This is a genomic window from Flavobacterium kayseriense (assembly GCF_014305095.1).
Taxonomy (GTDB): Bacteria; Bacteroidota; Bacteroidia; order Flavobacteriales; family Flavobacteriaceae; genus Flavobacterium; species Flavobacterium kayseriense.
Genome location: NZ_JACRUI010000001.1, coordinates 1,241,754 through 1,265,807 on the forward strand (window position 1 = coordinate 1,241,754; position 24,054 = coordinate 1,265,807).

A 24,054-nucleotide genomic window follows, 5' to 3' on the forward strand; every position below is an offset into this window, starting at 1 on the left:
AGGATTTAAAAAATTAAAAAGAATTTTTGAGTACTTTTTTTAAGAAGAATAATTTCTCAGTTTTATTCAAATCGAGTTTTTTGAACTATCTAAGGAAGAAATAAGCTCGATTTATAGATTATGGATAAAGTGCTTTTATGGTTAATTCTTTGAAGATAATTACACCTAGTTTGTCTCTCTTTGAGTATTCTTCATTTCTAAAATTTTAGATAGTTAACTTTTTGATTCTCCATAAATTAAGGGTTTTTAGTCTAAAGTGGTTAAACTTATCAACAAAGTGGTATATTGTGGTAAAATGTGGTAATATTTTTTATATTTTTGCTTTAAATCAATTCTAAAATTATTCTATTGAATACGATAGTTGGAACATATGAATGTAAGGTCGATGCTAAAGGCAGGGTGTTATTACCAGCGCCATTAAAAAAGCAATTGGCGCTTTCTCTTCAAGACGGTTTTGTTTTGAAACGTTCTGTATTTCAGCCTTGTTTGGAATTGTATCCAATGGACGAATGGAATTTAATGATGCAAAAAATCAATAAGCTCAATCGTTTTGTGAAAAAGAATAATGACTTTATCCGCAGGTTTACTGCTGGAGTAAAAGTGGTTGAGATAGATTCTCTAGGTAGATTATTAGTACCAAAGGACCTTGTTGCCTTTTCTAGTATTAATAAAGAGGTTGTTTTTTCTTCGGCAGTAAATATTATGGAGATTTGGGACAAGGATTTGTACGAGCAATCTATTAATGGTGAGGATGTAGATTTTGCTGATTTGGCAGAAGATGTAATGGGAAATATAAATGACGACGACAATGGAATATCATAATCCAGTTTTACTAAAAGAGAGTGTAGATGGTTTGAATATCAAGCCTGATGGTGTGTATGTCGATGTGACTTTTGGTGGCGGTGGGCATTCTAGAGAAATTTTGAGCAGATTGGGGTCTGAAGGTAAGTTATATGCTTTTGATCAAGATCAAGACGCATTAGCAAATACAATTGATGATGAGCGATTTGTTTTAATAAATGAAAACTTTAGATTTATTAAGCGTTTTTTACGCTTTTATGGGGCTAAAAGTGTCGATGGTATTTTAGGAGATTTGGGTGTTTCTTCACATCAATTTGATGTTCCTGAAAGAGGTTTTTCTACACGTTTTGATGCGGACCTTGATATGCGTATGAATCAGAAAAGTGATTTGAATGCTTATAAAGTGGTAAATGAATATGACGAAGTAAACCTGAAGAGAGTTTTTTACGACTATGGAGAATTAAAAAACGCACCTGCACTTGCTCGAACTATAATAGAAGCTAGAGAGCTACAACCTATTAAAACTACCGACGAGTTAAAGGAGGTTTTAGCTAAATTTTTACCCGAAAAAGTGCGTAACAAAATTCTTGCGCAGATTTATCAGGCAATCCGAATAGAAGTTAATCAGGAAATGGATGTGTTGAAGGAGTTTCTTGAGCAATCTTTAGAAATTTTAAAACCTGAGGGTAGATTAAGTGTAATTTCTTATCATTCTCTTGAAGATCGACTAGTAAAAAGGTTTATAAAAAACGGAATGTTTGAAGGGGAACCAGAACGCGATTTCTTTGGAAATTTTTCAGTGCCATTCAAAAGCATTGGTAAACTAATTATTCCTAATGATGCCGAAATTAAAATAAATAATAGAGCGCGAAGTGCCAAGTTACGTATAGCTGAAAAAAAATAATTCAACTATGAAAACTAGTCTTTATAATATTTTAAAAGCCAGATTTCTTATAAATGATGATGCAGTCAAGAATTGGCGTTTTATTGTTTTTATAATCTTATTGGCTATAATAATGATCGCAAATACACAGCGTTACGAGCAAAAAGTATTTAAAATTGCAGCATTGACAAGTCAGGTTAAAGAGCTTCGTTCAGAGTTCGTAGATAGGCGTTCCCAATTAATGAAATTAAGAATGGAATCTACTGTTTCGGCTAAAATGGTTGAAAAAGAAATTTTCCCATCAACAGTGCCTCCAATGAAAATCAAAGTAAAAAAGGAAGAAGAAAAAAGTTTTCTTAAAAAATTATGGCAGTAGACGATAAACAAATATCATATAGAATCTACCTTGTTGCTTTCGCAATCTTCGCGATGGCAATTACTATTGCTTTTAAGTTAACTAATATTCAGTGGGTTGAAGGTGCATATTACAGACAATTAGCCAAAGAGAGAACAGTTAGGAATTTCGTTATTCCAGCTAATAAAGGCAATATCTATTCTGCTGATGGCAGCTTGCTTGCTACGTCTATTCCTAATTATGTAATTCGTTTTGATGCTAAAGCACCGAAGAGGGAGGTTTTTGAAAAAAATGTCGGTTTACTGGCTGATTCATTGGCAACCGTATTAGGAAAATCATCGAGTTGGTATCAAAATGAATTAAGAAGAGCGCGAGAGACTAATAATAGGTATTACTTGATTGCCCGTGATTTAAGTTATACTGATTATATTAAAATTAAAGGTTTTCCTTTATTTAATCTAGGTGCGTACAAAGGCGGAATTATTATTGAACAAAAAACCGTGAGAGAACACCCGATAGGTAAAATTGCTGAACGTACTATTGGTTATGAAAGAGAAAGGCCCGATGGTGCTTATGACGGTAAAGGAATTGAATGGGCTTACAGGAAATATTTGAACGGAAAAGATGGTAAGATTTTAAAACAAAAGATCGCCAAAGGACAGTGGAAGCCTATTCGTGATGTAAACGAAGTAGATCCGCAAGATGGCTATGATGTAATATCAACTATCGACGTCTACATTCAAGATATTGCACATCATGCTCTATTAAAACAATTAGAAGAGTATGAAGCGGATCATGGTTGCGTTGTGGTAATGGAAACGGAAACTGGAAAAGTACGAGCTATTTCAAATTTAGGTAGAGCCGGTGATGGGACATATTACGAGACGACTAATTATGCTGTTGCAGAATCACATGAACCAGGTTCTACTTTTAAATTAGTGGACTTAATGGCAATTTTAGAAGATAAGGTAGCTGACACTAGTACCGTTTATGACACACGTGGTGGTGTAGTTAAATATTACGGAAGATCAGTAAGGGATTCGCATACAGGTGGCTATGGTAAAATTTCATTAGCTCGTGGATTTGAACTTTCATCAAATACAGTCATGGTGCAAGCGGTTTATGAGAATTATAAAAACAATCCTTCAAAATTTGTCAATCATATCAAAAATTTCGGATTGGATAAGCCATTAGGTTTAGATTTTAAAGGAGAAGGAAAACCAATTATTCCTAAACCTGGGGACAAGAGTTGGTCAGGAATTTCACTTCCGTGGATGGCATTTGGTTATGAAGTTGCAGTTACGCCTTTGCAGACATTGGCTTTTTACAACGCTGTAGCAAATAATGGTAAAATGGTAAAACCGCAGTTTGTTTCTGAAATCAAAGAATGGAATAAGACAATTAAGAAATTTGATACAGAGGTTATTAATCCAAAAATTTGCTCACCTGAAACAAATAAAAAATTAAAAGCTGTTTTAGAGAACGTTGTAAAAAGAGGAACGGGATCTAAATTGTATTCAAAAGATTTTTCGATGGCGGGAAAAACAGGGACTGCACAAGTAAATTATGGCAAAAAAGATGGTTCTAGTTTGTATTATGCATCTTCTTTTGTAGGTTATTTTCCTGCGGATCATCCTAAATATTCTTGTATTGTTGTAGTACATAAACCTAATACAGCAAAAAACAATTACTATGGAGCTGATGTTGCAGGTCCCGTTTTTAAACGAATAGCGCAGAAGATTTTTACCGATGTTCCTTCAACAAACGAAATAAAAAACATCAATAGAAAAATCCCTAAACAAGAGGATAATTACAATAATTATTTTGCTAAAATGCAAAAGCAACATAAAGCAATGCCTAATGTTAAAGGGATGCCAGCTATGGATGCAATTGCCTTATTAGAAAATTTGGATGTAAAGGTAAGAGTAGTGGGAATAGGAAAGGTAAAATCTCAATCACTACAAGCAGGAGAGAATTTAGTAAAGAACACAACGATAACATTAGAATTACTGTGAGGATACTTAAAGACATATTATTTAAAGTAGCAATCGAATCTATTAATGGTTCGACAGATAATGCTATTGGAAAAATTGAATTTGATTCAAGGAAAGTTGTAGAAAATGATGTTTTTGTAGCAATACGTGGCTCAATCTCTGATGGACACAATTTTATTGATACTGCTATAGGTTTAGGTGCCAAAACTATTATTTGCGATACCCTTCCTAATGCTTTAGTTAAGGGTATAACCTACGTTACAGTGTCTGATACTAACATGGCGCTGGCTTTTATGGCTGCTAATTATTTTTATAATCCATCGGCTAAATTAAAACTGGTTGGAATTACGGGTACAAATGGAAAAACGACTATCGCGTCCTTACTTTATCAATTATTTCAGAAAGCAGGGCATAAAGTTGGATTGTTGTCTACAGTTAAAATCATGGTTGGTGATACGGAGTATAAAGCAACTCATACAACTCCAGATTCGGTTACAATAAATCACTATCTAGCGGAGATGGTTTCTGCTGGTATTGAGTATTGTTTTATGGAAGTAAGTTCTCATGGTATTCATCAAAAAAGGACAGAGGCGCTTCAGTTTGCTGGCGGTGTTTTTACTAATTTGTCACACGATCATTTAGATTACCATCCCACTTTTGCAGAATATAGAGACGTTAAAAAATCATTTTTTGATCATTTGCCTAAAACCGCTTTTGCACTGACAAATGCTGATGATAAAAATGGAGTCGTGATGTTCCAAAATACAGTTGCAACTAAACGTACCTATGCGTTAAAATCCTATGCCGATTTTAGAGCACAAATTTTAGAGAGCCAATTATCTGGTTTGCTACTTAAAATAGATGGTAATGAAGTGTGGGTAAAATTAATTGGAACTTTTAATGCTTACAATTTATTAGCAATTTATGGTACGGCTGTAGAGCTAGGAATGGATAGTTTGGAAACACTTCGTTTACTATCAGATTTGGAAAGTGTTTCAGGTAGATTTCAGTACATCGTGTCTGATGCGCAAATTACAGCAATAGTAGACTATGCGCATACACCAGATGCATTAGAAAATGTTTTAAAGACCATAAATGATATCCGAACTTCTAATGAACAATTAATTACTGTTGTTGGTTGCGGTGGGAATCGTGATAAAACGAAGCGTCCTATTATGGCTAGCATCGCATCAACGTTAAGTGATAAAGTAGTTATTACCTCAGATAATCCGCGAAATGAAGATCCAGAAATTATCATAAATGAAATGGAAGTTGGTATAGAAGCTCAAAATTTCAAAAAAGTACTGTCTATAACCGATAGAAAACAAGCAATTAAGACCGCTTGCCAATTAGCACAGCCCAATGATATTATATTGATTGCTGGTAAGGGACATGAAACGTATCAAGAAATTAAAGGAATCCGTCATGATTTTGACGACATGAAAATAGTTAGAGAACTTTTAGAACAACTACATAAATAGTAAAATATGCTGTATTATTTATTTCAATATTTAGATCAAACACTGCACGTTTCAGGAGCAGGTGTTTTTCAGTACATCACTTTTAGATCAGCGCTAGCTTTTATACTATCATTATTGTTGTCTACTATTTATGGAAAAAGAATTATTCGCTTTCTTCAAAATCAACAAGTCGGCGAGACGGTACGAGAATTAGGATTGGCAGGTCAAAATGAGAAAGCTGGAACACCTACAATGGGTGGTTTAATTATCATTTTTGCAACTCTTGTTCCTGTATTGTTGTTTTCTAAACTACATAATATTTACATTGTTTTATTGATCGTAACAACGTTGTGGATGGGGACAATAGGTTTTGTAGATGACTACATCAAGATATTTAAAAAAGACAAACAAGGTTTAAAGGGTATTTTTAAAGTAGTTGGTCAAGTAGGTTTGGGGCTGATCGTGGGAACGGTTCTTTATTTTAATCCAAGCGTGACTGTAAGAACTGATACTGGTAAAAATGATATTTTTAAGCAACCTACTGAGAATGTTATAAGAGCAGCGGCATTAGAAGAAAAGTCGACCGCAACTACAATTCCGTTTTTTAAGAACAATGAATTCGACTATGCCGAACTTCTTGCTTGGACCGGTGAAGGATACGAAAAATGGGCATGGTTAATTTTTATTCCAGTTGTAATATTTATTATCACTGCTGTGTCAAATGGTGCTAATCTAACTGACGGCATCGATGGTCTGGCGGCGGGAACTTCTGCAATATCTGTTTTAGCACTCGGGATTTTTACGTTTCTGTCGGGTAACATCATATTTTCAAATTATTTGAATATCATGTATATCCCCAATTCTGGAGAGATGACTGTTTTTATAGCCGCATTTGTTGGAGCACTTATCGGATTTCTTTGGTACAACTCCTATCCAGCTTCTGTTTTTATGGGTGACACGGGTAGTTTAACAATTGGTGGTATTATAGCGGTACTAGCTATTGCAGTCCGAAAAGAGCTATTGATTCCGCTTTTATGTGGAATCTTCTTAGTCGAAAATTTCTCTGTTGTACTTCAAGTAAGCTATTTCAAATACACTAAGAAACGTTTTGGTGAAGGCCGAAGAATATTTTTGATGTCACCGCTACACCATCATTATCAAAAGAAAGGATATCATGAAAGCAAAATTGTAACTCGATTTTGGATTGTAGCAATTCTTTTGGCGATTTTATCAATCGTTACTTTAAAACTAAGATAGTATGAGATTAGTTGTATTAGGTGGTGGCGAAAGCGGAGTGGGAACTGCCATTTTAGGGAAGAAGAAAGGATATGATGTGTTTGTATCTGACTTTGGGAAAATAAAAGAGAAGTATCAAAAAGTTCTTACTAGTAATGATATCAGTTGGGAAGAGGAACAACACACCGAAGCACTAATTTTAAATGCCGATGTTGTAATGAAAAGTCCAGGAATTCCTGAGAAAGTGGCAATCGTGAAAAAGTTGGTTGAAAAGGGAATACCGGTAATATCTGAAATTGAATTTGCTGCTCCATTTACAAAGGCAACAACTATTGGTATTACAGGAAGTAATGGTAAAACAACTACGACTATGTTAACCTATCACTTGCTAAAGTCGGCTGGATTAAATGTAGGATTGGGAGGAAATATAGGGAAAAGTTTTGCATGGCAAGTAGCCGATGAGGATTTTGATTCATATGTCTTGGAGTTAAGTAGTTTTCAGCTGGATGGTATAGTTCATTACAAACCACATATTGCGATTATCACTAATATAAGTCCAGATCACTTAGATAGGTATGATTACAAATATGAAAACTATATTGATTCGAAGTTTAGAATAACTAGAAATCAAACTGAGGAGGATTACCTTATTTATGATGCAGATGACGAAGCCATAACAACATGGTTAAAAGACAATAAAACAAAAGCACAATTAATTCCATTTTCATTAACAAAAACCTTTGAAAACGGAGCCTTTATAAAAAACAACATAATGGAAGTATCAATCAATCAAGAAGAATTTAAAATGGAAACCGAATCTATGGCATTAGAGGGGAAACACAATATGAAAAATGCAATGGCAGCAACCTCAGTGGCAAAATTAATGCAAATTAGAAAAGCAACGATTCGTGAGAGTTTATCTAATTTCCAAGGTGTAGAACACCGTCTTGAAAAAGTATTGAAAATTCAGAATGTTCAATATATCAACGATTCAAAAGCAACAAATGTAAACGCAACATTTTTTGCATTAGACAGTATGAATACGCCTACCGTATGGATCGTAGGTGGTGTTGATAAAGGGAATGATTATAACGAATTAATGTCATTAGTACGAGAAAAGGTAAAGGCAGTAATCTGTTTAGGAGTAGATAATAAAAAAATCATCGATGCTTTTGGTAATGTTGTAGACATAATGCTAGAGGTTAATTCGATGAGTGATGCAGTTAAAATGGCAAAACGTATCGCTGAAAAAGGAGATACTGTTCTACTTTCTCCTGCCTGTGCGAGTTTTGATTTGTTTGAAAACTATGAAGACAGAGGAAATCAGTTCAAGCAAGCAGTTCAAAATTTATAAGATTCTTAATTAATAATACGGTAATAAAATGAGGCAACTAGTAAACAATTTAAAAGGAGATAAAGGTATATGGTCATTCGTGGCTTTATTAGCTCTGTTTTCGTTTATGCCTGTTTTTAGTGCAAGTAGTAACTTGGCTTATTTAGGTCATGGAACGGGAAATACTTTAGGCTATCTAGTAAAGCATTTTATACATATTTGCTGCGGTTTTGCGATCATTTTTTCAGTTCATAAAATCCCTTATAATTATTTCCGTTCTATTTCTAAAATGCTATTGCCGGTCGTTTGGGTAGTTTTAGCTATCACAATGTTCAAAGGGCAAGTAATTGCTGGCGCTAATGCTAGTAGATGGCTTCAAATTCCATATGTTGGTATTTCATTTCAGCCTTCTGCTTTTGCGGCTTTGGTATTATTTGTTTTTGTGGCACGTTATTTATCAAAAACTAGAGAAGAGCCTATAGATTTTGTGCAATCTTTAAAAGAATTATGGTTGCCAGTATTTGTGACGTTAATGTTTATTTTACCATCCAATTTTTCAACTACGGCTCTGATTTTTGCAATGATCATTATGCTAGTTTTTATAGGTAAGTATCCGCTAAAGTATATTGGAATCATTGTAGGCGCAGGTGTCTTATCACTAACTTTTTTTATTTTAGTGGCCAAAGCTTTCCCCGGTTCTTTTAATAATCGTGTAAGTACTTGGGAAAGCCGAATTGAAGCTTATTTTGGAGATGCATCGGACGAAGATGATTACCAAATTGAAAAAGCAAAAATAGCAATCGCTTCAGGAAGAATATATGGACTAGGACCTGGTAAAAGTGTACAAAAAAATTTTCTACCACAATCGTCTTCTGATTTTATTTATGCCATTATAGTAGAAGAATATGGGTTAATTGGAGGTTTAGGAGTTCTTGGTTTGTATTTATTGCTGATGTTTCGATTTGTAGTAGCATCACATAAAGCGACTACCCTTTTTGGGAAATTAGTCGTTGTAGGTTTGGGTTTTCCTATGATTTTTCAAGCTATGATAAATATGGCTGTGGCTGTCGAATTACTACCGGTGACAGGACAAACGTTGCCGCTTATCAGTAGTGGAGGTACATCGATTTGGATGACATGTATCGCTTTAGGAATTATTATAGGGGTGACAAAAAAAGAAGATGAAATAGAAGAAGAGGCTAAAAATGCTGCAAGAAGAGACGAAGCGCTTCAGAAATTGATCGATGACCAGCTAGTAAGTGAAGAGAAAAACGAAGGTTTAGGGTATTCCATAGAAAACAAAGTAGGGAACCCTATGAATGCAGTACTAAATAAATAATACAGAAATGAAACCATATAAATTCATATTAAGCGGCGGAGGAACAGGTGGACATATCTACCCGGCTATCGCTATAGCTAATGAATTAAAAATACGCTTTCCAGATGCTGAGTTTTTATTTGTAGGAGCCAAAGATAAAATGGAAATGCAAAAGGTTCCTCAAGCAGGATATGCAATTAAGGGGCTGTGGATTGCAGGATTGCAGCGTCAGATCAATTTTAAAAATGCGATGTTTCCTTTTAAATTACTAGATAGTTTATTAAAGTCTAAACGAATCATAAAAGATTTTAAACCAGATGTAGTTATTGGTACTGGAGGTTTTGCAAGTGGACCATTGTTACAAGTCGCTAACTCGACCGGAGTACCTACTGTAGTACAAGAGCAAAATTCATATCCAGGGATTACAAATAAGTTACTAAGTAAAAAAGCAGGTATTATTTGTGTTGCATATGAAAATTTAGAGCGATTTTTCCCAAAGGAAAAAATTATTCTGACCGGTAACCCAGTTCGACAAGATTTGATAGATATTGATAGTAAGCGAGAGGAGGCTTTGACGTTTTTTAAACTTGACTCAAGTAAAAAAACATTATTGGTTCTTGGAGGTAGTTTAGGATCAAGAAGAATAAATCAGTTAATCGAAAAAGAACTCGAGACTATAAAAAGTAATAATGTTCAGGTGATTTGGCAGTGTGGTAAATTATATTTCGAAGAGTATAAAAAATACAGTGGTGCTAACGTTCAGGTGGTAGCTTTTATTGAAAAAATGGATTTTGTTTATGCTGCTGCAGATATCATTATTTCTCGAGCAGGAGCATCTTCCGTATCTGAGTTATGTATTGTAGGTAAACCAGTGATTTTTATTCCATCGCCAAATGTAGCCGAAGATCATCAAACAAAAAATGCAAACGCCATTGTTCAAAAGCAAGGTGCGCTTTTATTGAAAGAATCTAGTCTAGATGTTGAGTTTGGTTCTGTTTTCGATACCTTGTTAAAGGACGAATACCAACAGCAGCAGTTGGGTCAGAATATTAAAAGACTTGCTTTACCGCAAGCAACATCTAAGATAGTAGACGAAATAGTAAAATTAATTAAGAAATAACAAAGCAAAAATGAACTTAAACCAAATACATAACGTCTTTTTTATCGGCATTGGTGGCATTGGAATGAGTGCGTTAGCTCGCTATTTCAAAAACATAGGAAAAGAAGTGTCTGGTTATGATAAAACTGCAACTGCTCTTACTACAGAATTAATAGAAAGCGGAATCAATATTCATTTCGAAGATCGAATCGATTTGATTCCAGAAGGTTATAATCAAGATAATACTTTAGTTATAGTAACGCCAGCTGTGCCTAAAGCACATTTGCAATGGAATTACTTTTTAGAGAAGGGCTACGAGTTAAAAAAGAGGGCCGAGGTATTAGGAATTATTACAAAAGATACCTTCTGTTTTGCAGTTGCAGGTACTCATGGTAAAACCACTACATCAAGCATCTTGGGACATATTTTATATGAATGTGGTGTTGATGTAACAGCTTTCATAGGCGGAATTGTCGAAAATTATAATTCTAATCTAATCGGAACAGGGAAAACAGTTACGGTTGTAGAAGCAGATGAGTTTGATCGTAGTTTTTTGCATTTGCATCCCAATATTGCTTGTATAACTTCGATGGATGCAGATCACCTAGATATTTACGGAACAAGTGATGCAATTGAGGAATCTTTTGTAGAATTTGCAAATAAAGTAAGTGATAAGTCTAAATTGTTTATCACTACAGAACTGCCTTTAGAAGGAACAACGGTTGCTGTAAATGAAGATGCAGTGTATAAAGCATTCAATGTTCGAATTGCCGAAGGGAGTTATTTGTTTGATATTGAAACGCCTAACGGTGTTTTAAAAGATTTTAGATTTAGTTTACCAGGACGACATAATTTGATGAACGCTTTGATGGCTATTGCAATGGCAATTAACTTCGGTTCCCCAACCGATGCCATTGCAGTAGCCTTAGCTTCATTCAAAGGGGTTCGACGACGCTTTTCTTATCAAATACAGACTGATAGTTTAGTTTATATTGATGATTATGCTCATCATCCTACAGAGATAAACGCAGTGCATCAAGCGGTTAGAGAATTGTATCCTGATAAAAAAGTGTTGGCTGTTTTTCAGCCACATTTATTTAGCAGAACTAGTGATTTTTCTGATGATTTTGCGAAAAGTTTGTCTAATTTTGACGAAATAATATTATTGGATATTTACCCCGCTAGAGAACTTCCTATGGAGGGGATTACCTCAGAATGGTTGTTGTCAAAAATCGAAAACGATAATAAAAAATTAGTTTCAAAAGAAGATTTAATTGAATCAATTTTGGAAAGTGATGCCGCAATAATTGTGACAATTGGAGCAGGTGATATAGGGGAATTAGTAGGACCAATTAAAACGGCATTGTATGAAAATATTTAATTGGACAAATATTAGATTACTTTTAATGATAGGATCAGTGTTGTTTCTGTTTTCATTCACGTCAAACCGAAATTCACACCGAAAATTAACGAAATCTGAAGTTGTTTTTGTAGGAGTTAATACGCTGTTTATAGAGAAAGAAACGGTTAATAAATTGTTAATAGAAAATAATCAGAATGCTTCAAGCATTGAAAAAGATAAATTAGATTTGAATAAGCTGGAGAGAATCCTGAATTCAAATGACATGATTGAAAAATCAGATGTATTTGTAAGTATTGATGGTGTCTTAAAAGCAGTAGTAAAACAAAAGACTCCTATAGCGAGAGTTATAAACGGGAATGAGTCTTTTTATGTTGATTATGAGGGAGGTAAAATGCCGTTATCGAGTAATTTTGCAGCTAGAGTTCCACTTGTTTCGGGGGAGATAAATAAAAAAAATAGCGGAGAATTTACCCAATTGTGCAGGGTTATTTATGACGATGATTTTTTGAAAAAAAACATCATTGCGATTCAGATTATGCCTAATGGAAACCTAAAAATGTTCAATAGGAATTATAACTACCAAATTGAGTTTGGAAGTTTAGAAGATGTTTCGCAAAAATTTAAAGATTATAAAGCTTTTTTTCAAAAGGCAGTTGTAGATAGTACGTTGTACAAATATAAAAAGATAGACCTCCGGTTTACAAAACAAGTAGTTTGCACTAAATAAATAGATAATGGAAAAAGAGAATATTGCAGTGGGTCTAGATATTGGGACAACAAAAATTGTTGCCATGATAGGCAAGAAAAATGAATATGGAAAGTTAGAAATATTAGGTGTTGGGAAATCTAAAAGTTTAGGTGTTGCAAGAGGTGTTGTCAATAATATTACTCAAACGATACAATCTATCCAACAGGCAATAGCAGAGGCTGAAAATAATTCAGGATACAAAATAAAAGATGTTGTAGTAGGTATTGCGGGTCAGCATATTCGTAGTATTCAACATACAGATTATATAAGTAGAAATAATCCAGAAGAGGTTATTGGTGGAGCCGATATTCAACTGTTAATTGATCAAGTTAATAAGTTAGCAATGCTTCCTGGAGAAGAAATAATTCATGTTCTACCGCAAGAATTCAAAATTGATGGTCAATCTGAGATTAAAGAACCAATCGGGATGTATGGCGGTCGACTAGAAGCGAGTTTTCATGTAGTTGTTGGTCAAGCTGCCTCTATTAGAAATGTAGGCAGATGTATTCAAAGTGCAGGAATCGAATTATCAGGCTTAACATTAGAACCATTAGCTTCTGCTGATGCAGTTTTAAGCCAAGAGGAAAAAGAAGCGGGTGTTGCCTTAATTGATATTGGTGGTGGAACTACTGATTTAGCCATATTTAAAGATGGTATTATTCGTCACACAGCAGTAATCCCTTTTGGAGGAAACGTAATATCGGATGATATAAAAGAAGGTTGTTCTATTATTGAAAAGCAAGCAGAATTACTAAAAGTGAAATTTGGCTCTGCTTGGCCAGGAGAAAATAAAGACAATGAGATAGTTTCTATTCCAGGTTTACGTGGAAGAGAGCCAAAAGAGATTTCATTGAAAAATTTATCTAAGATCATCCACGCTCGCGTAGTGGAAATTGTAGAGCAAGTTTTTACTGAAATAAAAGCATACGGTCATGAAGATCCTCGTAAAAAATTAATTGCTGGAATTGTTCTTACAGGTGGAGGAGCGCAATTAAAACACATTAAGCAATTAGTTGAGTATATTACGGGAATGGATACTAGAATCGGATATCCTAATGAGCATTTAGCAGGTAATTCAGACGAAGAGTTTTCAAGTCCATTATATGCTACGGCAGTAGGATTGGTGATGAATAGTATTGATAATAAATCACAAAGCGCTGTTCGAAAAGTGGAAGTGGCACCATCGCCTAGACCAATAGTTCAAAGAGAGACTGTTGCTGAATTTACGGCTGGTAATTATCAAGGATGCGGAGAAGATAGAGCCGAAGAACTGCAGAAAAAGGAGGAGTCTACAGGAGACACGATAAAAAGATCGTTTTTTGATCGTTATGTGGATAAGATTAAGGATTTCTTAGATAATGCAGAATAAGGCTTTTGCCAAAAAAAAATATTCAATAGTTAATAATTAATATCAAAAACCAAATAAAAGATGAGCAACTCAGAATTTGGAAGTATTTCATTTGATTTACCAAAAAACCAATCAAATGTAATCAAAGTAATCGGTGTAGGTGGAGGAGGAAGTAATGCTATAAACCATATGTTTAAGCAAGGAATCAAGGGTGTTGATTTCATTGTTTGTAACACGGATTCTCAGGCATTACAAAGTAGTTCAGTTCCAAATAAAATTCAGTTAGGTGTAAATCTTACCGAAGGATTGGGAGCAGGAGCGAATCCAGATGTAGGACAGCAATCGGCTATTGAAAGTATTGCTGACATCGAAAAAATGTTAGATCGTAATACTAAAATGGTTTTTATTACTGCTGGAATGGGTGGTGGTACAGGAACGGGAGCTGCTCCAGTTATTGCACAATTAGCTAAAGAAAGAGAAATACTTACTGTAGGGATTGTAACCTTACCTTTTTCTTTTGAAGGTAAAGTACGTCAAGAACAAGCGCTTATCGGAATCGAAAAATTGCGCAAGCAAGTCGATTCACTGATCGTAATCAACAATAATAAATTAAGAGAAGTATACGGAAATCTTGGTTTCAAAGCGGGATTCTCAAAAGCGGATGAAGTTTTGGCTACAGCCTCAAGAGGAATTGCCGAGGTAATAACACACCACTATACTCAAAATATCGATTTACGTGATGCAAAAACTGTTTTAGCAAACAGCGGAACTGCAATCATGGGATCTTCTGTCTCTTCAGGTGAAAATAGAGCAAAAGAAGCGATTGTTTCTGCTTTAGATTCCCCTTTACTAAATGATAACAAAATTACAGGTGCTAAAAACGTATTGTTGCTCATCGTTTCTGGCTCTAATGAAATCACTTTAGATGAAATAGGAGAAATAAATGATCACATCCAAACTGAAGCTGGTTTCAATGCAAACATCATTATGGGTGTTGGTGAGGACGAGACTTTAGGTGATGCAATTGCAGTAACTATTATTGCAACAGGTTTTGATATTGAACAACAAAACGGAATCGTAAACACGGAGCCAAAAAAAATAATCCACACGTTAGAGGATGAGCAAAGAAGTGTTCATAATCTATCAAATACTACAGTTCCTGCTTTTGACTTGAATTCAGATAGTGCTGCTTCAAATTCAAATGACAGAGTGGTTTTTGATTTACTAGAAGAAGAGGAAGAAAAATTCGTTCCTACAGTACAACAACCAGTTGTTCCTGTAGCAGGTAATGAAGAGTTGATGGCAATGTCAGAATTTATAAAAAATCTAGACGTTACTTTTGAAATTGTTTCTCCAATAAAAGACATCGATTTCACTTTTACATCGCCAAGAGCAGCTGAAGCAAAACAAGTTGTTCAGCCTAAAGCAGTTGAAAAAGAAGAACAAACAACTTTTTCGTTTGATTTACCTCTTTTTAAGACAGAGCCAATTGCAGAAGTACAAGCAGAGAAAGAGGAAAAAGTTTTGTTTGAATTGACCAACGAGACTCGTGAAATAAAAGTGAATCAGCCGGTGCAATTTGTTCCAGTAACGGAACTTTCAGATAACGGAATCATCAAATACTCTCTTGAAGAATATATGGAAGTGGAGAACGATTTTATCGCATCAAAACCAGTTGCCAAAGTAGAGGAAGTTATTCCTGAGGAGATGAACATCACAATGAAGCAAGTAGATACTGATTCGTATGACACTAATAAATTTGAGGAAATTTCTCCAATGGAAATGACAATCGAAGAGACTTTGCGTTTGAGAGCTGATGAGAGAAGAAAAAAATTAAAAGAATTCAATTATAAGTTTCATAACAATGTATCTAAGATTGATGAGTATGAAAGAGAGCCTGCTTACAAACGTTTAGGAATTGATATTTCTAACAATCAAGCTAATAATAGTGCTTCTAGGATCTCAGTAGGTACAGACAGTAATAATGACTTACAATTACGTTCTAATAACTCTTATCTACACGACAACGTAGATTAGATACCATAAATTATAAATGATATAACCCGAAAATTGCATTTAATTTTCGGGTTATTTTTTTTATATTCGCACCACAGTATTTATAATTTTAGTGAGGTGCCTTTTAGTGGTTGTACGTTACAAGATTTTTTCTAAAAACGTTTTTTTAAGGGTTTTAAAGAGCTTTTGCTGGCTGCTTTTCAAACCCAAGAAACAATACCTTTTTTTCTAAAATTGCTTTTCACTTACATACTAGGGCAAAAAGAGGAACCTTTTATCAATACGAAATTTATTAAATAAAAAGATATACATATGAGTTTAGCAACAAACATCATGGATGAGCTTAAAACAGCCATGAGAGCAAAAGATACTGTAGCCTTAGAAGCTCTCAGAGCCATTAAATCAGAATTGCTTTTAGCACAAACCGCTAATGGTTCAAAAGAAGAAATCTCAGAAGAAGAAGAGGTGAAATTGTTACAAAGATTAGTAAAAACGCGTAAGGAAAGTGCTAGAATCTTTACAGAACAGAATCGTTTAGACTTAGCTGAACCAGAATTGGCTCAAATAGCAGTAATCGAAAAGTTTTTACCCGCGCAATTGAGCGAGGCAGAAGTAGAAGCAGTGATAGCAAAAATTATTACTGAAACAGGTGCGTCAGGAATCGCATCAATGGGAAAAGTAATGGGATTAGCATCAGCTCAACTAGGAGGTACTGCAGAAGGTAAGGTGATTTCTACTATTGTAAAAAAATTATTAGTATAAATAGAAAAGACCGTTAACGGTTTTAGATGCAAATTTAAAAACCGTTAGCAGTCAGTTTTTATGGGGCTGTGTAGTTCAACTGGATAGAATATCAGATTTCGACTCTGAGGGTTGCAGGTTCGAACCCTGTCGCGGCCACCAAAGCAAGCTTATAGCTTGCTTTTTTTATTTAATCAAAGTATACTGGTTTCATTTGATATCATACCGTAGTTTTGTAGCCTAGACATCACAATTTTATTTAAGTAATTTATAATGAGTATTATTCAAATTTTGATGTTTTCTTTTTTGGGTATACTGCTATTGGTTTATGTTTTTAATCTCATTGTAGAACCTTTATATGTACTGTTTTTTAACAAGCCCATCTACGTTCATTGGTATCCTAAACCCAACAAGTTAACCACGGAGCAAAGAGAAATTGTAAGTAAGGAATTTTCATTTTACACCAATTTGCCTACAAAATACAAAGCCTATTTTGAGCATCGTGTAACTGCATTTCTTGCTAATTATCAAATAGTAGGTAAAGATAGTTTTGAGTTAACAGATCGCTCTAAAGTCTTAATAGCATCTACTTATGTAATGCTTACCTTTGGTATGCGTCGCTACTTAATTACTGTGTTCAATAAAATAGTTGTTTACCCGGAAACGTATTTGTCTCAAATCACAGGCGAATACCATAAAGGAGAGTTTAACCCTGGAATGAAAATTATTGTTTTTTCATGGGCTGATTTTGAAGAGGGATATCGCTACGAAAATGATAATTTAAATTTGGGCTTACATGAGTTTTCGCATGCCTTGTATTTCCATGGTTTAAAAGGGCGAGATCAAAGTAGTGTGGTGTTCTCAGATGAGTATACAAAATTGCAAAAGTATTTAGTTGAGCCTAATGTTTTGGCTCAACTTATCGAATCTAATTATTTTAGAATTTATGGGTACACCAACAAAGTAGAATTTTTTGCAGTTGTATTAGAGCACTTTTTTGAAACGCCTCATGTTTTTAAAAGTGAATTTCCAGAATTATACAAGATTGTTAAAAACATGATCAATCACCGGGATCATTAGGTAGCTATTATGCTACGCTGTAAATGTTTGTAATCAAAAAAGTCCTGATGATTCAGGACTTTTTTGATTTTGTTTGCAAACTATAGTGTGGTTATTCTTTTCAAATCAGCTACAGTTGCAATTGGATCTGCAGCGCCAAATACATAGCTACCTGCTACCAGTACATCTGCACCGGCTTCGGCAAGTTGTTTGGCATTTTTATTCGTTACGCCTCCATCTATTTCTATTAAGGTGGTAGCGCCTTTTCTTTCAATTAGTGCTTTTAATTTTTTTACTTTATCGTAGGTGTTTTCAATAAACGATTGTCCGCCAAATCCTGGGTTAACGCTCATCACGCATACCAAATCAATATCATTGATTACATCTTCTAACAAATCTACATTCGTATGGGGGTTTAATGCTACTCCCGCTTTCATTCCTTCGGATTTAATGGCTTGCAGGGTTCTGTGTAGGTGCGTACAAGCTTCGTAATGCACGCTTAGAATGTTTGCTCCCAATGCTGCAAATGTTTTAATATAACGGTCGGGATCAACAATCATTAAGTGAACATCGATTGTTTTCTTGGCATGCTTATTAATCGCTTCTAAAACTGGCATTCCGTAAGAAATATTAGGAACAAAAACGCCGTCCATAATATCAATGTGAAACCAATCGGCTTCGCTAGCATTGATCATTTCGATATCACGTTGTAGGTTTCCAAAATCGGCTGCTAATACGGATGGAGCAATAAGTGTATTTTTCATGTTGTAGTTGTTTAACCTGCATCTAATACAGGATCTTGAGTTGTAGTTTTTGCAAAATTAGCGTATTTAAAACGATTGCGAAAGTTTTTTTTACCAGACCGTTCTATTGTAGTAGTGAGTAGTGAGAGTTGAAAGGTGAGTAGTTAGAAGTGAGAAGTGAGAAGTGAATGCAATTCATATTAAAAAAGTAAACCTCCAGACCCTAGACTGTATGTCGAACGGAGCGAAGCTAAACCCTATCCGCCGCGGCGGAGAACAGACCGAGAGTTTTACTCATAAAAAGTAAAACTCCGGTAATCAGCCGGAGTTTCAATCATCAATCAAAAAACGAACAGTTAATCAGACTGTTGTTTAGGTTTAGCCGAAAGTCAAATGTCTTAAAGTAATTTTACACCTTAAGACATTTGACTTTCTAACTTTAGGACTAATTATCCTAAATATGTTTTTAATATTTTACTTCTAGAAGTATGTTTTAATCTACGGATAGCTTTTTCTTTAATCTGACGTACACGCTCACGTGTTAGGTCAAAAGTTTCGCCTATTTCCTCCAATGTCATTGGGTGTTGATCACCAAGACCAAAATACAAACGAACTACATCAGCCTCACGAGGAGTCAATGTTTCAAGTGAACGCTCGATTTCAGTACGCAATGATTCGTGGATTAACTCTCTATCTGGATTTGGAGACTCACCAGAACGTAAAACGTCATATAGGTTAGAGTCTTCTCCTTCAACAAGAGGGGCATCCATCGATAAGTGACGACCAGAGTTTTTCATAGACTCTTTTACATCATTTACCGTCATGTCAAGTTCCTTAGCAATTTCCTCAGCAGATGGCGGGCGCTCATTAGATTGCTCTAATAACGCATACATTTTGTTGATTTTATTGATAGAACCAATTTTGTTCAATGGTAAGCGTACAATACGAGATTGCTCAGCAAGTGCTTGCAAAATCGATTGACGAATCCACCAGACAGCGTACGAAATGAATTTGAACCCACGCGTTTCATCAAAACGTTGTGCTGCTTTTATAAGTCCAAGGTTTCCTTCGTTAATTAAATCGGGAAGAGTTAATCCTTGATTTTGATATTGTTTTGCTACCGATACTACGAAACGTAGGTTGGCTTTTGTTAATTTTTCTAAGGCTTTTTGATCCCCAGCTTTAATTTTTTGAGCTAATTCTACTTCTTCATCAGCGGTAATAAGATCAACTTTTCCAATTTCTTGTAAATATTTGTCTAATGATGCAGTTTCACGATTCGTTACCTGCTTGGTGATTTTTAGTTGTCTCATGTTTTTGTCTCCTCTAATTTTAAGTGTACTGACTGTTATACGTACGAAGATGTTTAAAAGTTACAAAAAATTAGCAAATAATTTATTTTAGTTGAATTCTAAGGTAATTTAATAGTGGGCATTGCCTTCGGCCCGGGCTGTCTGCTCTATCTTTTATTCCATTTCATTCCATTAAAGGATGCCGCGTCCATCCCTAATGCAAACAAAAGTCCTGTTTCAAATAAATGATACGTGATTTTAGTTAATTAACCCCTTAGTAAACTAAGATGTGTTTACTCTTTTTTTTGCTTCTCGAGGAGGTTTAGCAATATTCGTTTGGATGATACGAGTGCGCATGAGGGATAGTAGCGAGCTACCGGAGTAGCTCGGATAGCCCGACGGCAGTAGAAGAAGGGTGACTACCAAGCTGCTGAATTTAGCCCCTTTTTTCTACTGGCGGCATGCCCAAATAAAAACAAAAATCCCGTTTCAAATTCATGAAACGGGACTTTTTATAAATAAACCTTTAGTAAACTAAGATCTGATTACTCTTTTCTTTCCTCACGTGGAGGTCTTGGTAAAAGTGCTTTTCTTGACACTTTTTCTTTTCTAGTTTTAGGATCCATACCTAAGTATTTCACTTCAAAAACGTCACCCATGTTCACTACATCCGAAACGTTTTCTGTGCGTTCCCACGCTAACTCAGATACGTGTAATAAAACTTCGTTTCCTGGAGCTGATGTATATTCTACAACGGCACCAAAATCTAGCATTTTGATTACTTTCACTTCGTAAGACTCATTCATTTGAGGCTTGAAAGTGATTGATTTAATTTTAGCCAATACTGCTTCAATTCCAGCAGGATCAGTTCCTAAAATTTCAATAACTCCTTCTTCAGTAATAGGATCTTCATTTATAACAATTGTAGTTCCTGTAGCTTTTTGTAATTCTTGAATCACTTTTCCACCAGGTCCTATCAATGCTCCAATGAAAGCATTAGGGATTCTTCTTGTAATAATTTTTGGAGCGTAAGTTTTAACATCTTCTTTTGGAGTTGCTAAAGTTTCGATTAGTTTTCCAAGGATATGCAAACGACCATCACGAGCTTGCGCTAATGCTGCTTCCATAATCTCATATTTCAAACCATCAATCTTGATGTCCATTTGACAAGCTGTAATACCTACAGATGTTCCAGTTACTTTAAAGTCCATATCTCCTAAGTGATCTTCATCACCAAGAATATCAGACAATACAGCGTAACGATCACCATCAGTAATCAATCCCATTGCAATTCCAGATACTGGACGAATCATTTGAATACCAGCATCCATTAATGATAATGTTCCAGCACAAACTGTTGCCATAGAAGATGAACCGTTTGATTCTAATACTTCAGATACTACACGAATTGTGTAAGGACAATCAGCAGGAATCATATTTTTCAACGCTCTTTGAGCTAAGTTTCCGTGACCTACTTCTCTTCTAGAAGTTCCTCTTAAGGGACGAGCTTCACCAGTTGAGAAAGGAGGGAAGTTATAGTGCAAGTAGAATTTTTCTTCGCCTTGCTCTGATGGAGAATCGATTTGGTTTGCTTCTCTAGAAGTTCCTAAAGTTGCAGTTGCCAATGCTTGAGTTTCTCCACGTGTAAACAATGCTGATCCGTGTACAGATGGTAAGTAATCTACTTCACACCAGATATCTCTGATTTCTGTAGTTTTTCTACCGTCTAAACGAGTTCCTAAATCTAAGGTTACGTTACGAACTGCTTCTTTGTTTGTTTTCTTGAAGTATTTAGAAACTAAATCTCCGTCTGCTGCCAATTCTTCTTCAGTAAACAACGCTTTTACTTCGTCTTTTACTGCTTCAAATGCTGCTGTACGTTCTTGTTTAGAAGAACCTTTGCTAGCAATAGCGTATATTTTATCGTAAGATGCTGCTTTTACTTTAGCATAAATTGCTTCATCTTCTCTTTCTCCTTCGTATGTACGAACTTCTTTTTTACCAAAAGCAGCTTGCAAACGCAATTGAGCCGAGATTTGGTTTTTGATGTGTTCGTGAGCAAATTTAATTGCTTCTAACATTTCAGCTTCTGAAATTTCTTTCATCTCACCTTCTACCATTGCGATAGAATCCATAGAAGCTCCAATCATCATATCGATGTCAGATAATGCTAATTGTGCACGGCTTGGGTTGATAATGAATTTTCCGTCGACACGACCTACTCTTGCTTCAGAGATTAATGTTTCGAAAGGAATGTCAGAAAGTGCTAATGCTGCTGACGCTGCTAAACCTGCTAACGCATCTGGCATAACATCTTCGTCATAAGACATTAACTGAATCATAACTTGCACTTCTGCATGGTAATCATCTGGGAAAAGTGGACGCAATACACGGTCAACTAAACGCATTGTTAATACTTCGCTATCGCTTGGACGCGCTTCTCTTTTGAAGAAACCTCCAGGGAAACGACCTGCTGCTGCAAATTTCTCACGGTAATCTACCGTCAAAGGTAAAAAGTCAATACCAGGACTTGCTTTTCTTGATGATACAACTGTTCCTAAGATTACAGTTTTACCAATTCTTACTACTACAGATCCATCAGCTTGTTTAGCTAAACGACCTGTCTCGATTGTGATGTTTCTGCCATCACCTAAATCGATACTTTCTACAAATAATTGTGGAATCATAAATTTAATTCTATAAGTTAAACATGGGTTCTAGTTGTGTTGTAGTTGTTGTGTGCGTAGTTAATGCCTAAAACCCAATGAAAAACCAAACTTTTTTTATTTGCCATTACTTCGTGTAATGGCTTTTTGTTATTTTACCCTTTGTAATGCCTTTTCGATAAAGGAATTAAATACTTAGTAAAACAGGGAACTTTAAAAACAAAAAGAGGCACTTACGCACCTCTTTTTTATATTGATTATTTTCTGATATTCAATACTTTGATAATCTCACGATATCTGTTAATCTCTTTCTTTTTCAAGTAATCCAAAAGTGATCTTCTTTTACCTACTAACAATACTAATGAACGCTCTGTATTATAATCGTGACGATTTTTTTTCAAGTGCTCAGTTAGGTGACTGATTCTGAAAGTAAACAAAGCGATTTGTGCTTCAGCTTTTCCAGTGTTAGTTTTTTCTCCGTGTTGTGCGAAGATTTCTTCTTTAATCTCTTTAGTTAAATACATTCCAATATTTGTTTAATGATTTTTATGTATGTCTAGCATCTATTGTTAGACGGGTGCAAAGATACTATTTATTTCTTATCAGACAAGTATATTTATTTAAATAGATTACCATAATACAATTGGAATTGTATGTTGTACTTTGTATGGTATTCCCATTGATTTAGCCGGAATCCATTTAGGGTATTTGGATAAAACTTTAACTACCTCTTCATTCATTCCGTATCCAATGCCTTTTATCACTTTAATGTTAGTGATTCTTCCATCTTTCTCAATAGTGAATTCTAGTACTATCCTACCTGACAAATTGATCAAGTTAGAATTATCGGTCCTTTTGATGTTTGATGCTAAGTAATTAGTAAAATGACTCATTCCTTTTGCAGGGATTGGTCGTGTTTGGAATTCTGTATAATTGTATTTCGTATCAGTCGAGTCTATACTTGTTCCGCTTTGAAACTGTCCAGATTTATAGATTTCCGTGAATTTAATGTTGTTTTTTTTACCTGTCCAAACGCTGTCACGCAATCCATTTACTATTTTACCAAAAAGTTGATTGTCCTTCTCTTCTAACGTATAGAGACCATTACCATCTATTACTCTGTGGTTTTTATTTTTATCCCAAAATTGATTGATTTTGTAGAGATTTTTTCTTTCTATTGGCTGATAAATATATTCCGCTTCTTGTTTTTTATTACCATCTTCATACCAAGAAAATTCTTTACCCTCAACGAATCCTTGTTTGTAAGTTGTCATAAGGTTTTTTATACCATTCTCATCAAAAAAAATAAAAAGCCCCTCTCTTTTTAATATATCTTTATCTGTCGAAGTTCCAGTCATACGCAGTACTCCTGATTTGTAGTAATCATTAATCACGTATAACTCTTTTTCAGTCCCATAGTCCCTAACAATTCGGTAGTAGTTATAATCTTCTTCTGTAGAGGTTTGACCTTGAGAGTCTAAATAAAACATTTTGCTGACAATTTTTGATGTTTGTGCAAATGAAAGTAGAGGAAGGAAAATAAAGACTGCTTTAAAAATATTTTTTATCATAATTTGATAGTTAAAAAACATTGATGGT

20 protein-coding genes and 1 tRNA gene are annotated in these 24,054 nt (G+C 35.0%); 16 read left to right on the top strand and 5 right to left on the bottom strand.

Going from position 1 to position 24,054, the window contains the following annotated elements:
* Positions 1–348 precede the first annotated feature (348 nt).
* From mraZ to H8R22_RS05400, 16 genes are all read left to right on the top strand, one after another.
* A complete protein-coding gene (mraZ, locus tag H8R22_RS05325; RefSeq protein ID WP_187008592.1) occupies positions 349–822 on the top strand; it encodes a division/cell wall cluster transcriptional repressor MraZ in 474 nt (157 codons plus the stop codon).
* Positions 797–1,705 carry a 16S rRNA (cytosine(1402)-N(4))-methyltransferase RsmH gene (gene rsmH, locus H8R22_RS05330; RefSeq protein ID WP_187008591.1) on the top strand — a complete coding sequence of 303 codons (909 nt, stop codon included), beginning with the start codon at positions 797–799 and terminating at the stop codon, positions 1,703–1,705. The genes mraZ and rsmH overlap by 26 nt, the downstream gene beginning before the upstream one ends.
* 7 nt (positions 1,706–1,712) lie before the next feature.
* Positions 1,713–2,060 carry an FtsL-like putative cell division protein gene (locus tag H8R22_RS05335; protein WP_187008590.1) on the top strand — a complete coding sequence of 116 codons (348 nt, stop codon included), beginning with the start codon at positions 1,713–1,715 and terminating at the stop codon, positions 2,058–2,060.
* Positions 2,051–4,054, top strand: coding sequence for a penicillin-binding protein (locus tag H8R22_RS05340; protein WP_187008589.1), 2,004 nt, complete (start codon positions 2,051–2,053; stop codon positions 4,052–4,054). Before H8R22_RS05335 ends, H8R22_RS05340 begins: the two co-directional genes overlap by 10 nt.
* Positions 4,051–5,514, top strand: a complete 1,464-nt coding sequence (locus H8R22_RS05345; protein WP_187008588.1) for a UDP-N-acetylmuramoyl-L-alanyl-D-glutamate--2,6-diaminopimelate ligase — start codon at positions 4,051–4,053, stop codon at positions 5,512–5,514. Before H8R22_RS05340 ends, H8R22_RS05345 begins: the two co-directional genes overlap by 4 nt.
* A 6-nt stretch (positions 5,515–5,520) precedes the next feature.
* Complete coding sequence (mraY, locus tag H8R22_RS05350) at positions 5,521–6,750, top strand: phospho-N-acetylmuramoyl-pentapeptide-transferase (protein WP_187008587.1); 1,230 nt, start codon at positions 5,521–5,523, stop codon at positions 6,748–6,750.
* A 1-nt stretch (position 6,751) separates the two neighbouring features.
* Entirely contained in the window at positions 6,752–8,083 is a 1,332-nt protein-coding gene (gene murD / locus H8R22_RS05355; protein ID WP_187008586.1) for a UDP-N-acetylmuramoyl-L-alanine--D-glutamate ligase, read from the top strand.
* A gap of 28 nt (positions 8,084–8,111) precedes the next feature.
* The gene (locus tag H8R22_RS05360) at positions 8,112–9,401 is read left to right on the top strand and encodes an FtsW/RodA/SpoVE family cell cycle protein (RefSeq protein WP_187008585.1); all 1,290 of its coding nucleotides are present in this window, start codon (positions 8,112–8,114) and stop codon (positions 9,399–9,401) included.
* Positions 9,402–9,408: 7 nt separating this feature from the next.
* Positions 9,409–10,500 carry an undecaprenyldiphospho-muramoylpentapeptide beta-N-acetylglucosaminyltransferase gene (murG, locus tag H8R22_RS05365; protein WP_187008584.1) on the top strand — a complete coding sequence of 364 codons (1,092 nt, stop codon included), beginning with the start codon at positions 9,409–9,411 and terminating at the stop codon, positions 10,498–10,500.
* A gap of 10 nt (positions 10,501–10,510) precedes the next feature.
* A complete protein-coding gene (murC, locus tag H8R22_RS05370; protein WP_187008583.1) occupies positions 10,511–11,860 on the top strand; it encodes a UDP-N-acetylmuramate--L-alanine ligase in 1,350 nt (449 codons plus the stop codon).
* Complete coding sequence (locus H8R22_RS05375) at positions 11,847–12,569, top strand: cell division protein FtsQ/DivIB (protein WP_187008582.1); 723 nt, start codon at positions 11,847–11,849, stop codon at positions 12,567–12,569. Before murC ends, H8R22_RS05375 begins: the two co-directional genes overlap by 14 nt.
* A gap of 7 nt (positions 12,570–12,576) precedes the next feature.
* The gene (ftsA, locus tag H8R22_RS05380; protein WP_187008581.1) at positions 12,577–13,959 is read left to right on the top strand and encodes a cell division protein FtsA; all 1,383 of its coding nucleotides are present in this window, start codon (positions 12,577–12,579) and stop codon (positions 13,957–13,959) included.
* Between the two features lie 60 nt (positions 13,960–14,019).
* Entirely contained in the window at positions 14,020–15,975 is a 1,956-nt protein-coding gene (gene ftsZ, locus H8R22_RS05385) for a cell division protein FtsZ (RefSeq protein ID WP_187008580.1), read from the top strand.
* 291 nt (positions 15,976–16,266) lie between these two features.
* Positions 16,267–16,716, top strand: a complete 450-nt coding sequence (locus tag H8R22_RS05390) for a GatB/YqeY domain-containing protein (protein ID WP_187008579.1) — start codon at positions 16,267–16,269, stop codon at positions 16,714–16,716.
* Between the two features lie 64 nt (positions 16,717–16,780).
* Positions 16,781–16,857, top strand: a tRNA-Arg gene (locus tag H8R22_RS05395).
* 111 nt (positions 16,858–16,968) lie between these two features.
* Positions 16,969–17,775 carry a zinc-dependent peptidase gene (locus H8R22_RS05400; RefSeq protein WP_187008578.1) on the top strand — a complete coding sequence of 269 codons (807 nt, stop codon included), beginning with the start codon at positions 16,969–16,971 and terminating at the stop codon, positions 17,773–17,775.
* Between the two features lie 80 nt (positions 17,776–17,855).
* Here H8R22_RS05400 and rpe read toward each other — a convergent pair whose 3' ends face one another.
* From rpe to H8R22_RS05425, 5 genes are all read right to left on the bottom strand, one after another.
* A complete protein-coding gene (rpe, locus tag H8R22_RS05405; protein WP_187008577.1) occupies positions 17,856–18,518 on the bottom strand; it encodes a ribulose-phosphate 3-epimerase in 663 nt (220 codons plus the stop codon).
* A 428-nt stretch (positions 18,519–18,946) separates the two neighbouring features.
* Complete coding sequence (locus H8R22_RS05410) at positions 18,947–19,810, bottom strand: sigma-70 family RNA polymerase sigma factor (RefSeq protein ID WP_007137700.1); 864 nt, start codon at positions 19,808–19,810, stop codon at positions 18,947–18,949.
* A 524-nt stretch (positions 19,811–20,334) separates the two neighbouring features.
* A complete protein-coding gene (locus tag H8R22_RS05415; RefSeq protein WP_187008576.1) occupies positions 20,335–22,476 on the bottom strand; it encodes a polyribonucleotide nucleotidyltransferase in 2,142 nt (713 codons plus the stop codon).
* Between the two features lie 236 nt (positions 22,477–22,712).
* Positions 22,713–22,979, bottom strand: coding sequence for a 30S ribosomal protein S15 (rpsO, locus tag H8R22_RS05420; RefSeq protein ID WP_144889279.1), 267 nt, complete (start codon positions 22,977–22,979; stop codon positions 22,713–22,715).
* A 105-nt stretch (positions 22,980–23,084) separates the two neighbouring features.
* Positions 23,085–24,026: an energy transducer TonB gene (locus H8R22_RS05425; RefSeq protein WP_187008575.1), complete on the bottom strand. Its 942-nt coding sequence runs from the start codon at positions 24,024–24,026 to the stop codon at positions 23,085–23,087.
* Positions 24,027–24,054 lie beyond the last annotated feature (28 nt).

Coding starts and splice junctions, on each gene's coding strand:
- rsmH (WP_187008591.1), top strand. CDS start 797: ATGACGACGACAATGGAATATCATAATCCAGTTTTACTAAAAGAGAGT.
- H8R22_RS05335 (WP_187008590.1), top strand. CDS start 1,713: ATGAAAACTAGTCTTTATAATATTTTAAAAGCCAGATTTCTTATAAAT.
- H8R22_RS05340 (WP_187008589.1), top strand. CDS start 2,051: ATGGCAGTAGACGATAAACAAATATCATATAGAATCTACCTTGTTGCT.
- mraY (WP_187008587.1), top strand. CDS start 5,521: ATGCTGTATTATTTATTTCAATATTTAGATCAAACACTGCACGTTTCA.
- murD (WP_187008586.1), top strand. CDS start 6,752: ATGAGATTAGTTGTATTAGGTGGTGGCGAAAGCGGAGTGGGAACTGCC.
- H8R22_RS05360 (WP_187008585.1), top strand. CDS start 8,112: ATGAGGCAACTAGTAAACAATTTAAAAGGAGATAAAGGTATATGGTCA.
- murG (WP_187008584.1), top strand. CDS start 9,409: ATGAAACCATATAAATTCATATTAAGCGGCGGAGGAACAGGTGGACAT.
- murC (WP_187008583.1), top strand. CDS start 10,511: ATGAACTTAAACCAAATACATAACGTCTTTTTTATCGGCATTGGTGGC.
- H8R22_RS05375 (WP_187008582.1), top strand. CDS start 11,847: ATGAAAATATTTAATTGGACAAATATTAGATTACTTTTAATGATAGGA.
- ftsA (WP_187008581.1), top strand. CDS start 12,577: ATGGAAAAAGAGAATATTGCAGTGGGTCTAGATATTGGGACAACAAAA.
- ftsZ (WP_187008580.1), top strand. CDS start 14,020: ATGAGCAACTCAGAATTTGGAAGTATTTCATTTGATTTACCAAAAAAC.
- H8R22_RS05390 (WP_187008579.1), top strand. CDS start 16,267: ATGAGTTTAGCAACAAACATCATGGATGAGCTTAAAACAGCCATGAGA.
- H8R22_RS05400 (WP_187008578.1), top strand. CDS start 16,969: ATGAGTATTATTCAAATTTTGATGTTTTCTTTTTTGGGTATACTGCTA.
- rpe (WP_187008577.1), bottom strand. CDS start 18,518: ATGAAAAATACACTTATTGCTCCATCCGTATTAGCAGCCGATTTTGGA.
- H8R22_RS05410 (WP_007137700.1), bottom strand. CDS start 19,810: ATGAGACAACTAAAAATCACCAAGCAGGTAACGAATCGTGAAACTGCA.
- H8R22_RS05415 (WP_187008576.1), bottom strand. CDS start 22,476: ATGATTCCACAATTATTTGTAGAAAGTATCGATTTAGGTGATGGCAGA.
- rpsO (WP_144889279.1), bottom strand. CDS start 22,979: ATGTATTTAACTAAAGAGATTAAAGAAGAAATCTTCGCACAACACGGA.
- H8R22_RS05425 (WP_187008575.1), bottom strand. CDS start 24,026: ATGATAAAAAATATTTTTAAAGCAGTCTTTATTTTCCTTCCTCTACTT.